The organism is Syntrophorhabdales bacterium, from assembly GCA_035541455.1.
In the GTDB taxonomy this organism is placed as follows: Bacteria; Desulfobacterota; Syntrophorhabdia; order Syntrophorhabdales; family WCHB1-27; genus JADGQN01.
Genome location: DATKNH010000046.1, coordinates 83,141 through 95,479, shown reverse-complemented (window position 1 = coordinate 95,479; position 12,339 = coordinate 83,141). Strand labels below are relative to the sequence as shown.

The following is a 12,339-nucleotide window of genomic DNA, read 5'->3' as shown; positions in this document are numbered from 1 at the left end:
GAACTGGTGCAGCTTTCGGAAAAAAGAATCCGGGGCTGTGTCGCGTGCTTCAAGTGTCACGAAGAGCAGAATCGGCGATGCGGTATAGAAAATGACGCGCTAAATGAGTACATCGAGAAGATCGTGCATGCGCACGGTATCATACTGGGCTCTCCGGTCTATTTCCAAGACGTGACCTCAGAGATGAAGGCGCTGATCGACCGCGTTGGCTTTGTCGGTCTTGCCAATGGGAAGATGTACCGGAACAAAGTCGGAGCTTCGATCGCCTGTTTTCGGCGCTCCGGAGGCATGCATACGGTGGACGCGATGAACCATTTCTTCCTGAGCAATGAGGTGATCGTTGCCGGCCGCGCCCTGGGCGTCGCGAAGGAAAGGGGCGACGTCGAGAAGGACGAGGAAGGGATGCAGGCAGCAAGTACGCTCGGCCAGAAAATGGCATGGCTTCTGAAAAGGCTTCACCCGTAGGCGGCCTCATCTTCATGCGGCGACTGCCGTTACTTTATTTGCTGCACCACGGCAAGGGCTGTCCTCAGGCCACCCTCAATGAATCCCTGAAAATCAGAATAGGCCTCGCCGCAGATATGAAGGCGGTTGCGCGTGTGACGGGCCCGGGAAAGAGGAAACGCCGACAGTTTCCTTATTGCTTCTTCAATCTGCACCCCGGGTTTCCAGAGATGAACACCCGCTTCAAAAGGCTCACGGCTGAAGTCACGGATACCAAAACAGGTAAGCGTGTTGGCTCGGGCTTCACGTTCCCGGCGGCCGGCAACATACGGGGCCAGGCTCAAATACTTACCGTAATAATCACGCAACCGGTTATCTTCGTTCAGCTCCACGTGGGCGTGCGGATCCTCTGTGACAAAGCCTTGCCAGTAGTGCTTGGAAGGAGAATCTCCATAGACCATGACCATGCCTCGTTTCTCGGCTCCTTCTTCTCGATAGTAATAGTGAAGTTCCCGGGTAGGCACGGATGAGGCCCCGGTTTGAGGCAATGTAGATTGGTTCCACCACGGTTCTTTCGTGACAAAGAAACATTTAAAAAGCGGAATGGGAATAACCGAGTCGACTAGGTGGACGATCCCCTCGGGGAAGAACATCGCGAGTTTTCTCAACGGGCTCCGGGGAAGGGCAAGCACCACATGCCGTGCATAGACCGTGACGATGCGCCCTTCCAGCGCTGATAAGGCGAGGCGAAGATAGCCTCCCTCGCGCTCTTCAATGGCCATCAGCTTATGGTTCCTGTAGAGAGGAATCGGTTCGGGCTGAAGAGACGAGAGCTTCTCTGCCAGCTTTGTGATCAAAGCTTCAGTGCCCTCTTTGATTCCCACCATGGTCTCGTTGGGGTGGAGTCCTCGTAACCAAAAAATGATGCACTCGGCTGCGCTTGGATTCTGATGGATCGAATGGTAGAAGGTTCCGCAATTGATGATCTTCGTCAGTGCCCGATGGCTCAGGACAGAGCTCAGGATATTCCAGAAGCCGCCTTTGTACAGCGGTTCCCCGCGGAAGGTTGCTGCAGTTCTGAGTTCATGATAGAAGCTTTCACCCAGTCCCGCCCACCATTCCCAGTGGCGCGGATCCCTGGGGTTGTTGAGATCGCCACCACTGGCCTGCAGCACCCGCAGAATCCCGAGCGTGAGTAGCTCCAAAGCGTTCAGCACGACGCCGGAACCACCTCCCGGAGACCACTGATCATCCTCCTCGAGACTGTATAGCGATTCCGGGTCGGTTGCTGCCATGTAGGGAGGGAAATGGCTTGTTTGAAGGTTCAACTCGTGGATCAGATCCATGAGGAGCGGCTGCGCTCTTTTCTCAAATCGCATAGGGCCGTATTCTGCCAGGAAACCGTCCATCTCGACCGTTTCAATCCGGCCCCCAAGGCGGTTGGAGGACTCGAAGAGCGCCATCCTGTGTGCTGGGCCCTTCTGCTTCCATAGCTGTAGGCACGTGTAGAGCCCGGTAATTCCGCCTCCGATAATTGCCGTATCGACCTTGAGTGTCATTTTTCGTGCCAGCTCCTGTCTCGTATCCATCGCAGAAACGAGCACCTTGAAGCTGCCTGTATCCCAACATAGGCTGGGCGCAGGCTGCCTGTCAAGCCTTGCTGGTCAAGCCGGAGACAGATCACATTAGAGGTCTGCCGCAAAACGAGGCTTTTTTCCGGCGATAGAGAGTATCTCTTCTTTACCTTGCGTGTACGCCGGGCTTGGACCTCTCGTCTTTGAAACATCTTTACAAGAACGAACCTTTCCTGCTAACGTTGTTTGTCAAACTGCTCAGGGAGAACCAGGGCAGAAAAGGCAGCACTCTGGCCGCCCAACTGGGCTCGTGGTGGCGAGAGCAACAAACGACTAGATGTGGGCAAGGTCTGTGGTACATTTTGAACTGGCAATTCTCTCACTGACTGATCTGTCTAAAATGATCCGCAGAGGAGAGATCACGTCGAAACGGCTCATCGAGCTTCACCTTGAACGTATCACGAAGGTGGACGGTCGCGAGGGGCTCAATGCCTACATCACGGTTATGGCCGATGCTGCCCTCAGGCAGGCGAAAGAGCTGGACAAACTTGCCAGGGCAAAACAGTTCAGAGGTCCGCTGCACGGCATGCCAATAGCCGTGAAGGACAATCTCGATACCCAGGGCGTCAGAACAACGGGAGGTACAAAAATTCTGGCTGACTGGCGTCCGCAACGCGACGCGCACGTAATACGAAAGCTGAAAGACGCCGGGGCCATAATTCTTGGCAAGACAAACATGCATGAACTGGCCTTTGGCGTGACGACCAACAACCCTCATTACGGGCCCACGAGAAATCCATACGATCGTTTGAGGATCCCGGGAGGATCGAGCGGCGGCTCTGCCGCTGCCACAGCTGCGGGCCTCTGTGCCGCTTCACTGGGGTCTGATACAGGCGGTTCTGTAAGAATACCTGCGGCCCTCTGCAGCCTGGTCGGGCTCAAACCGTCGTTCGGGAGGGTCGGGAGGGGAGGCCTCATGCATCTTTCCTTCAGTCGGGACGTGATTGGACCTATCACCAGAACCGTTGTCGACTCCGCGCTCATTCTGGAAGCCATTTCCGGACCGGATCCGCGGGACCCGGAAAGTGCGAGTGAGCCGGTGCCCCATTACGCCGCGTTGGCGAAGAAAGGGACGTTAAAAGGCAAAAGATTCGGCGTCCCTGTGAACTATTTTTTCGACGTGATCCATTCGGATACGAGAAGGGTCTTCGATAATGCGGTTCGGGAAATAAAAAAGATGGGAGGAACCGTCAAGGAAGTTCAGGTGAAAAACACTGATCTTCTGAAAGCCCAGATTGCGCAGGTGCTGACGGAATGTATCTTTCTTATCGAGGACTATCTGAAGGCATTTGACGAGCATGCGATCATCGATGAGTACCTGGACCAGTTAGGCCCCGATTTGCAGGCAACACTGGGTAGTCAGAAAGGCTTGCCCGACTCCAAGCCTGTTCCGGGCTACGTCTACGTGAAAACCATGCGGGAGTCGCGTGCGAGAGTGATCGCAGGTTTCGAAGAGGCCATGCGCGGACTGGACGCCTTGCTCGTACCAACCACGGTAATGCCGGCCCCGAAGATTGGTGAGGATGCTGTCGTTGACCTGGAGGGAAAGAAACTTCCCACGATCACCACCTTGACAAGAAATACCAACCCCTTTAACGTCATTAACTATCCTGCTATCACTATACCTGCAGGGTACAGTCAGGCAGGGCTTCCCATAGGGTTGCAAATAGTGGTGCGGCCGTGGGAGGATGAAAAATTACTGGGCATTGCGTACGCGTTTGAGCAGGGCACCAGGGTCAGAAAGCCCCCGGCGCTCTAATCAGACAGCCTACACAACTCTTCAATCAGTCAGCCGACTTTAGTATGGCGGTCACAGCCGGAGCAGTTGTCAGCTTGCCTGATCCCGGAGCGGCGGCCTGTTTATTTCTCCCAGGACAAAGGCGATGTTGAAGGAAAGGGTCTGCCCCAGCTGCCTGAACCGTTCTGTCCATTGTCCCGCATACTGGTCGCCCGACCCGGCCTTTGTAAGCATCTCTACATAGACGGTTCTTGCCATCTCGAAGTACATGTTTTGAATACGCCAGAGATTCACTGCCAGAGGCAGCGACGGCACCTGTTCCATAAGTCTGTGCACCTTCGAGAGCAAAGGAAGATCTGAAGGCGTCTGATGCAATGCCTGCATCACTCCTTCAAGCTTGCGCCTCAACGTGAACTCGAGGTCAATCTGATCCAGTGTAAGGTGCCATCTGGCAACTTCGTTCACAAGTTTGCCAATCTTTTCGAAGTCTATCTCTTCGGCTTCAAGCATGCGTTTGATCTCGACGTTGAGGATGAACTCTGCCGCGCTGAGAAACGTCTTTGGTACGGGCATTCCCGCCTCCTGCAAGAAGAGCATCAAGAGCTGGTTATTCTCATACATAAGCCGATAGGTATGCTCAAATCCTGCCTGGGTCTCGCTCATGACGTGGTTCAGTATCTTCCGCTGCTCATCCCTGAAGAGCTGGAGTAGCGAGTACGCTTGCATACCGGCTTGGCGGTCCATAATCCGCACGGTATCGGCGATCGCTCCTTTTTCGAAGGCTGTCATTATCTCCTGTTTCATGGACTGATAGGCGTCACTCTCTAAGGACGCGTCAACTCCGCCGCTGAAGATATGACCGCCCAGGTGGAGCACCGAGAAACTGGCAACGTCCGATTCCAGGGTTACCGTCGACGTCACGCTGATCTGTCCTACGGCAAGCCTTGCTTCACCGGCTTGCATTTTCTGGTAATCCGCCCTTTTGACCTCGTAGCAGTAAATCTGTGCCGGATCATCATAATCCTCGATAAGCGAGCTGATCGCATAATGGGCAGCTACCTTTTCAAGGCCTACCATTGAAGGCTTTACAAACCTCTGGTAGATCTGCGCTCCGTCACGCACTTCGACGAGATTGCTTTTTGCGGCTGCGAGCCTGTCCCTGAAGCCATCCTCAAGATTCACCTTGAACACTTCTTGAGCAAGCTGCATCGCCCTTGCTGCATACTGTATTACCTGAATCGATTCAATTCCCGAGAGTTCATCAAAGAACCAACCGCAGCTGGTGTACATCAGCATGAGGTGTCGCTGCATCTCCATGAGTTTCAGGACTGCGCTCTTCTCTGTCCCTGCCGGTTTCCTCGGGGCATGCCTCTCTAAGAATCTATCTATGCTCTCTTCGGACCGGTTGAGGATCACTTCTATATAGGCATCTCTGGCCTCCCACGGGTTCTTCAGGTACTCCCGGGACTCTGCCTCAAAAGGATCGACCAGCTGATCCCTCAGCCAGTCAAGTGCTTCACGCAATGGAGCCCTCCATCCCTGGTTCCAGCCTGGATGGCTACCGGAGCTGCATCCGCAGTCTGCTCTCCATCGTTCTATGCCGTGAGCGCAGCTCCAGGAAGTCTTCTCCACTATCTGAACCTCGTACGCGGCAGGATACTTTTCGAGATATGCTCCGTAGTTCGTGAGCTTTGCGATGCCTTGCGCCTCTATCTGATGGAGGGCGAAAGCAAGAGCCATATCTGCGAACTTGTGATGATGGCCATAGGTTTCTCCATCCGTAGCGACGTGGAGCACCTGAGGCCATTCCCTCTGATCGGAAAACCCAGCGGTCAGTCGGTCGACAAAATCTTCCCCGCGATTCAGCAAGTCTTCAAATGCCACCGCCTTCGCTATCGGACCGTCGTAGAAGAACAAGGTGATACTGCGGCCCGAGGGCAATTTACAGAGATATGGCCTTGTCGGATCCACCCGACCCCCACCGACATCCTCCCATACTCTTGCTTTAAGCTTCCTGATCTTGCCCGCCTGATGCGGGGCGAGAATGGTGAACTTGATCCCGCATGCGGCCATGATCTCAAGCGTCTCCGTGTCGACCGCGGTTTCTGGAAGCCACATGCCCTCGGGATTGCGCTTAAATCTATATGTGAAGTCTCTTACCCCCCACTTGATCTGGGTGCGCTTGTCGCGCCTGTTGGCGAGAGGCATAATGAGATGGCTGTACACTTGCGCAATCGCGTTGCCGTGCCCTGAATGAGTTTCGGTGCTTTCACGGTCAGCCTCGAGGATCGCCTGGTATGCCTCCGGGGACCCTGTCTCCATCCATGAGAGGAGCGTGGGGCCAAAATTAAAGCTCATCCTGGCGTAGTTGCCTACGATGTCAAGGATCCGATTCTCTTTATCGAGGATCCGCGACGCACTATTGGGTGCATAGCATTCTGCGGTGATTCTTTGATTCCAGTCATGATACGGACGGGCCGAATCCTGAACTTCTATGGCCTCAAGCCAGGGATTCTCTCTCGGTGGTTGATAGAAGTGTCCGTGAATGCAGATAAAGCGCTCCACAGTGTCTCCTACGTCGTTGCTGCCCGGCACAGAACAACACCGTGCGGATTGAGTGGCGCTTCTTCCATCCCGCTCTGCAGCAGGGCGTCCCGATCCGCCACTGATTGAAACACAGATTGCGTAATGAGCCTGGTCTGGTGTCCGGGCAACGCTTCGGATAGTAGCGCATTATCCAAAGGCATTACCTCATACGAGGCTCGAGCATGCTTACCCTGTTTGCTTCGGTGTCGAGAGTGCTTTCTAAGTAGAACCTAATCTATGAATCTTTATTGTCAAGAGACGCGGGGATCGTCTGATCGAAAAGCGCCTCCTCCTTCTCCACCGAGAAGTCGCGCCACCCACCTTGCGGAGCGACCGCGTCTGTCCTAGTGTACTCGTATGCGCTGTGGAAGAAAAGGTGGCCGCGTCGCCGTGGAAGGGCGTGTTTTCCTGATTTTGGCTGTCCTTCTTGCCGGCTGAGCAGGTTCTGTGAATGATGCCGTGTATCGATTCGTAGGAAGGGAGGGCTATGACGCGGCAACTGACGAGCGGTCATTGGGACAACAAGAGGATGACGCGAGGATCTCAGGGCAAATCAAAGGGGAACTTCTGGTGTCCGGTGTAGAAGGGACTGGTACAATGGGCGTCTTCTGCCGCAATGGTATTGTGGTGCTCGCGGGAGTTGTCGAGCATGGTTCAAAAGCCGGCGGCGAAGCGGTGAGCATTGCGCGTCAGATTCAGGGGGTGAGGAAGGTGGAAACCTATTTCCTTCCGAGTCAGTCCCTGATGCGCGATTTCCTCATCAAGGTGGAGCTTTACTTTGAGATGGCGCTCGATTCAGACCTCAAGGTAGACCAGATGGACATGGCCGTGATTGATGGGCATGTGGTACTGATCGGCGTCGTCAGTTCGCGCTCAAAAGCCGAAAGGATCATCGCAATAGCCTGCGCTACACGCGGCGTAAAGGCTGTGAAATCGTTCATCCAGGTGGCCCGGTGAGATACTCCGCGGCGAGCTGTCTTCTTCTCGTGGGAGACGCTAAACCATAGACCACTTCGCTTCAGTCCAGCCATTGTCGCACGAGAACTTCGAAATTGGCTCAACCGGTCCAGCGTTCACAATGATTCGGTTTGCCCGAGGGGAAACACTCGCGGCCTTCCTTGACTCTCCTGCATGGAGGGATTATGTTCGCGGTATGGATACAGATGATGTAGATCTCCTGCCGCTCAAAGAAGTCAGAAGGCTCTTGAGCATCTCCAATGTCACCCTGTGGAAATGGGCAAAACAGGGAAAGATTTCGCTGGTAAAGCTGTCAGCACGAAAAGTCTACATGAGACGCGGAGAGCTGAAGAGATTTATCCACGATAGAGAAATCGGGCAGATTCCCGAAGTGGCGAGCAAGATGCGCGCGTGAGAGATTAGCACGAGCAACACGGGAGTCCGTTGAAGTTTTTATGGATGTTACTGCCGTCACGCGCTCGCACGAACACCGCAGGCATCATCACGCGAGAATTCATTCTTCTTTCACCCGTGCCGCCTTTCCATGCTGGTCGGCTCAAGCTGCAATCCAAGGCGACGGACAAGTAACCGATGCTAACCAATTCCTGATGCGGCCTCTGCGTTGTGTACGGGATATGTCGCAAAACTTTACGATTCTCAATTAATCAACCTTAATCAAACTTTCTTTATGTTAATGCTAATCTGATTTAGTTCACGTAGTACCGTGCCGGAACACTTTACAATGCGCTATGTGATCAATCCTCCCTCAAAACCTGATGTAGTGCGACGGTTCTTCTAAAGAGGCAGTATAATCGACACCATACGTGATATCTCCGCCATGCATTGCCATCCTGGCATATGCTATGCACCGGACGTTAGTGGGGACGGGACAAGAAAAGGAGGGTTATAAATGAAAAAGCTCATCGGATTGGCGGCCCTGGTACTTGCCTTGATGCTGGTGGGAACACCGGCGATGGCTACTTTTGAACTGGTCTTATCGGAGGACGCGGGGGCGCAGACAGTAGTGGCAAGTGGAGCAGACTTCAACAACCTCAGCTTTTCGGGGATTTTCGGGGACTTCACCGTAAGTATTTTCGGTGCGACTGCCCAGAATGCTGCCGGGGGAAGTAACATGTTGAGTTCGGTCACCACGGTGTCGGAAAATGTCACTGCCAGTCACACGCTACACATGTTTGTAGCTGAACAGGACTACACCCTTCCCACCTCTGCATCAAACCAACTGCAAATCTTCAGCGGAATGGGCGGCACCTATGGAAATGAACCCGGCATCAGTCAGGCGGTCACTTTTCGAATGTGGGCCGATAGCGCCAATGGTTTGCTCACGATCCCCGGAACCTTTTCGAACGGTAACCAGCCCGCCACTCCGGCATTTTCCCCTCACGCGAATTTTAACAGCGGAAACGGGATGGACGTCTCGGGACTATTCACGAGGGGTGCAGGAGCCTACTCCCTGACATCGAGGACAGATGTCACCATGAGTGGCGGCGGCGACATGAACTATGCCACGCACATTTTTGTTCAAGCCGTTCCCGAGCCGAGCGTGCTGCTTCTTCTGGGAGCAGGCTTGCTCGGACTTGGCGCGGCTGCAAGGAGAACGTCCTTCAGAAGCAAAAAGTAGAGGCGCGTCATGATAACGCAAAAGGGTAAAATAACAGCCTTGGGTTTGCTTCTCCTTATCTTCATGTCCGCCCAGGCTGCCTATGGCATGGGCGGCAGCGGTCATGGAGGCGGATGGTGGATGGGTGCACCATCTGCTTCCTCTGGAGAGGCCTCGACACGAAACTCGGCTGACCAAGCCCGCTCCTCCAGCTCGGCTGACCAAGCCCGCTCCTCGGGTGTCACCAACGGGTTCTCGCAAAGCCCTGGAAGTGCGGGGTGCGGAGCTACCGCGATGAACGACCCGGTTACCATCGCCACCGTGCCGGAGCCGGTTGTCGGGCTGCTCCTCGGTCTCGGGGTGCTTGGGCTGGCGATAAAAGTTCGGAGAGCGAGAAACTAATCACCTTTCACGAAACAAGGGGCAGAGCCTGCTGAGCTCTGCCCCTTGTCTTTTTGCATCTCAATGAAGAAGCTGAAAAGTGCAGTGGACAATCGTTCAGCCGAAGCCCGTTTGATTTACGCGTAACGAGACGACCCTGCAGCGCTTGAAGAAAGGCATTCCGCTCGAACGCAGGTGGGCCATCTAATCCAACGGTAAAGTTGACAGAGTGTATCCTCGTGATTATCAAAAGAGCATGGGGCGGACGATTGCGTCGCGCCCTACCTGAGCCGGCACGAGTTTATTTCGACTCGCGGGTTGGTTATGCCGCATCTTCAGTGGAGCTGAAGCCTCATGTACGAGCGTTTTTACGGCTTCTCAGGAGAACCCTTTAATTCCGGACCAGACCTCAGATTTCTCTACCTGACGCCGAGTCACGCTGAAGCATACCGCGGTATGCTCTCGGGAATAAAGGAGCGGAAGAGTCTCACAGTCATAACCGGAGATCCGGGAGTAGGAAAAACAGTGCTCATCCGCGCATTGCTCGCACAATTGGATCAGAAAGTAAGGACGGCCTTGATTGTCTTCACGCTCCTGGAGTTTAGCGACCTCCTGAAGAGTATTTGTCGCGACCTCGGGATTTTGACAGGGGGGCAGGACACGTCGGTTCTTCTGGAAATGTTTTACCGGTACCTCTTCGAGACGCCTCAGGATGAAACCGTGGCCATCATTATAGACGAGGCACAGGGTCTGGACGTGAGTGTCCTCAACGACCTCGTGAGTCTGTGGGCCACTGATAACCCGTACCTGCAGCTCCAAGCCGTACTTATCGGACAACCTGGGCTTGAGACAAAGCTCGATGCTCAGGAGTTGAAGAGCCTCCGCGACATGATTGCTTTCCGGTACCATGTTAGACCCCTCACCCGGCAAGAATCGAGCGCCTATATAGACCACCGTTTAAGGATAGTGGGCAGTTCCAGCTTAGAGGTATTCAAGCCAGAGGCGGTCGACCGGATTTGCGATTGTGCCGCCGGCAATCCCCGAACGATCAACACAGTCTGCGAAGGAGCTCTTCTTGTCGGCTACGGCATGTACAGGCGGAAAATTGATACCAGGATCGTCAACGAGGCCATTGAGGATTTGAGACTTTCCCAGCCCAGGGAAGCGAAAAGACCCCTCCCGGAACCCCTCCCGGCTGAAGAACCACGTCCTGAAGAACTCGCATCTGAACCGGTCCCCGCACGAAGGCTCTGGGAAAGACCCATATACCAGCTTCTACACCAGCTTCTGGAATGGGTGCGATCCCTGAAGCCTGTGTCGCTGCCCGAACCTATCCTGACCGCAGAACCCGTGCCGGAACCGCTGACCGCAGAACCCGTGCCGGAACCGCTCCCGGCTGAAGAACCACGTCCTGAAGAACTCGCATCTGAACCGGTCCCTGCACGAAGGCTCTGGGGAAGACCTGTATACCAGCTGGCGGCCGGTTCAGCACTTGTCATGGCAGGTCTGATACTCCTTGTCGTTTCGACCCTGCAACATGTCCCACCCAAAGAAACCAGTGAGAGTGGGGTACGAACCGTTATCGCCGAAAAAGGATCCGCCTTGTCTATGCCGGCCGAGCAGAACAAGAGGCCCGCGCCGGTGCCGAGCATTTCGGTCAAGAGACAAGTGCCTCGACGCCAAGTAGTCCATGAGCAGAGAAAACCACCTCGGACCCTCGCCTACGAGCGGAAGCAACCGCCTCAACCATTGCTCCATAATCAGGAGCAGCCGTCTCAGGCCCATGTCCACGACCAGGAGAAGCCTTATCAGCCGGTCGCCCCTTACCGGCCACATCCTGCAGATCAGGATGCCCTGTCGCTGAAGCAAGATGCAGCGTGGGCTGTACTGGGGCGTTAGACACCGACGGGCCTGAGGTCATTCAAGGAGTTCGGCTCTTGCACTTCGAAAATGCCTTCATGAGCCCGATTGGGTCGCACCACAGGACTCAACCTATGCATTCACTGTGCGCCTCTGTCAGCATTGCTGAAGATAGAAATTGTGCTTGGGGTCTAGGAACGAGCTGGGATTAGTTTCGCATTCACGACGCGATTTCTTCAGCTCACCTCAGGAACGTACTTGTACGGATAGTCTGGCTCCCGGTATTTCTTGTCTGCTTGCCGCTTCGGCAGTTTCACTTTTTCGTGAGGCGTTTTCTTATAAGGAATCTTGCTGAGAAGGTGCGAGATGATGTTTAATCGCGCGCGTTTCTTATCATCGGATTTTGCAACAAACCACGGCGCCCAGGCAGTATCCGTCGCTTTAAACATGTCGTCGCGCGCCCGGGAGTAATCGTACCAGCGGTTGTAGGACTCGATATCCATGGGCGAGAGCTTCCAAATCTTGCGCCCATCATTGATCCGCCCTTCAAGGCGGCGGGTCTGCTCTTCGGGGCTGACCTCGAGCCAGTACTTGAGCAGGATGATCCCTGACTCGACCATCGCCTTTTCGACGAGCGGCACCAACTGAAGGAACTTCTTCGACTGCTCCTCGGTACAGAATCTCATCACCCGCTCCACACCAGCACGGTTGTACCAGCTGCGGTCGAAGATGACCACTTCGCCGGCACCCGGGAAATGCGCCATGTACCGTTGAACGTACATCTGGCTTTTCTCCCGCTCAGTCGGCGCCGTCAACGCCACCACGCGAAAGACGCGCGGGCTCACCCGCTCGGTGATTGCCTTGATCACCCCGCCTTTCCCAGCGCCGTCCCGCCCTTCGAAGACGATAATGACCTTGAGCCCCTTCGCTTTGACCCACTCCTGCAGTTTGACCAACTCCACATGCAGCTTGGCGAGTTTTTTCAGGTACTCCTTGTTCTTCAGTTTGTTGTCGCTTTCTTTTGCTTTCGCGCTATTCTTACGCATCGTTTTACTCCTCCGTATAGTATCTCTAAAACGTATATAGTATCAGGTCATTTTCCGCACGGTACCACGTGAAAC

General features: G+C 54.6%; 10 protein-coding genes. 7 read left to right on the top strand and 3 right to left on the bottom strand.

From position 1 onward, the window contains the following. A partial coding sequence (locus VMT71_05425; GenBank protein HVN23390.1) for a flavodoxin family protein occupies positions 1 to 465 on the top strand: 465 nt, incomplete at its 5' end. 29 nt (positions 466 to 494) lie between these two features. On the opposite strand, the gene VMT71_05420 is transcribed toward VMT71_05425, so the two are convergent. Next, positions 495 to 2,033, bottom strand: a complete 1,539-nt coding sequence (locus VMT71_05420; protein HVN23389.1) for an FAD-dependent oxidoreductase — start codon at positions 2,031 to 2,033, stop codon at positions 495 to 497. Positions 2,034 to 2,370: 337 nt separating this feature from the next. On the opposite strand from VMT71_05420, the gene VMT71_05415 reads away from it, so the two are divergent. Next, entirely contained in the window at positions 2,371 to 3,837 is a 1,467-nt protein-coding gene (locus VMT71_05415) for an amidase (protein ID HVN23388.1), read from the top strand. Positions 3,838 to 3,906: 69 nt separating this feature from the next. On the opposite strand, the gene VMT71_05410 is transcribed toward VMT71_05415, so the two are convergent. Next, the gene (locus tag VMT71_05410; GenBank protein HVN23387.1) at positions 3,907 to 6,381 is read right to left on the bottom strand and encodes a DUF3536 domain-containing protein; all 2,475 of its coding nucleotides are present in this window, start codon (positions 6,379 to 6,381) and stop codon (positions 3,907 to 3,909) included. Between the two features lie 468 nt (positions 6,382 to 6,849). Here VMT71_05410 and VMT71_05405 point away from each other — a divergent pair, with 468 nt between their 5' ends. The 5 genes from VMT71_05405 to VMT71_05385 all read left to right on the top strand — a co-directional run bounded on the left by VMT71_05405 (position 6,850) and on the right by VMT71_05385 (position 11,257). Continuing rightward, on the top strand, positions 6,850 to 7,359 hold the full coding sequence (locus VMT71_05405) for a BON domain-containing protein (protein ID HVN23386.1): 510 nt from the start codon (positions 6,850 to 6,852) through the stop codon (positions 7,357 to 7,359). 196 nt (positions 7,360 to 7,555) lie between these two features. Beyond that, entirely contained in the window at positions 7,556 to 7,774 is a 219-nt protein-coding gene (locus VMT71_05400) for a helix-turn-helix domain-containing protein (protein HVN23385.1), read from the top strand. A gap of 495 nt (positions 7,775 to 8,269) precedes the next feature. Further along, positions 8,270 to 8,998 (top strand): PEP-CTERM sorting domain-containing protein, encoded by a 729-nt coding sequence (locus VMT71_05395; GenBank protein HVN23384.1) that lies wholly within the window; start codon positions 8,270 to 8,272, stop codon positions 8,996 to 8,998. Between the two features lie 9 nt (positions 8,999 to 9,007). Further along, on the top strand, positions 9,008 to 9,379 hold the full coding sequence (locus VMT71_05390; protein HVN23383.1) for a PEP-CTERM sorting domain-containing protein: 372 nt from the start codon (positions 9,008 to 9,010) through the stop codon (positions 9,377 to 9,379). A 333-nt stretch (positions 9,380 to 9,712) separates the two neighbouring features. Beyond that, positions 9,713 to 11,257: an AAA family ATPase gene (locus VMT71_05385; protein HVN23382.1), complete on the top strand. Its 1,545-nt coding sequence runs from the start codon at positions 9,713 to 9,715 to the stop codon at positions 11,255 to 11,257. Between the two features lie 197 nt (positions 11,258 to 11,454). Here the strand turns inward: VMT71_05385 and ppk2 are convergent, their stop codons facing one another. Next, positions 11,455 to 12,264 (bottom strand): polyphosphate kinase 2, encoded by an 810-nt coding sequence (ppk2, locus tag VMT71_05380; protein HVN23381.1) that lies wholly within the window; start codon positions 12,262 to 12,264, stop codon positions 11,455 to 11,457. Between the last annotated feature and the right edge of the window lie 75 nt (positions 12,265 to 12,339).

Coding starts and splice junctions, on each gene's coding strand:
- VMT71_05400 (HVN23385.1), top strand. CDS start 7,556: ATGGATACAGATGATGTAGATCTCCTGCCGCTCAAAGAAGTCAGAAGG.
- VMT71_05395 (HVN23384.1), top strand. CDS start 8,270: ATGAAAAAGCTCATCGGATTGGCGGCCCTGGTACTTGCCTTGATGCTG.
- VMT71_05390 (HVN23383.1), top strand. CDS start 9,008: ATGATAACGCAAAAGGGTAAAATAACAGCCTTGGGTTTGCTTCTCCTT.
- ppk2 (HVN23381.1), bottom strand. CDS start 12,264: ATGCGTAAGAATAGCGCGAAAGCAAAAGAAAGCGACAACAAACTGAAG.
- VMT71_05385 (HVN23382.1), top strand. CDS start 9,713: ATGTACGAGCGTTTTTACGGCTTCTCAGGAGAACCCTTTAATTCCGGA.
- VMT71_05420 (HVN23389.1), bottom strand. CDS start 2,033: ATGGATACGAGACAGGAGCTGGCACGAAAAATGACACTCAAGGTCGAT.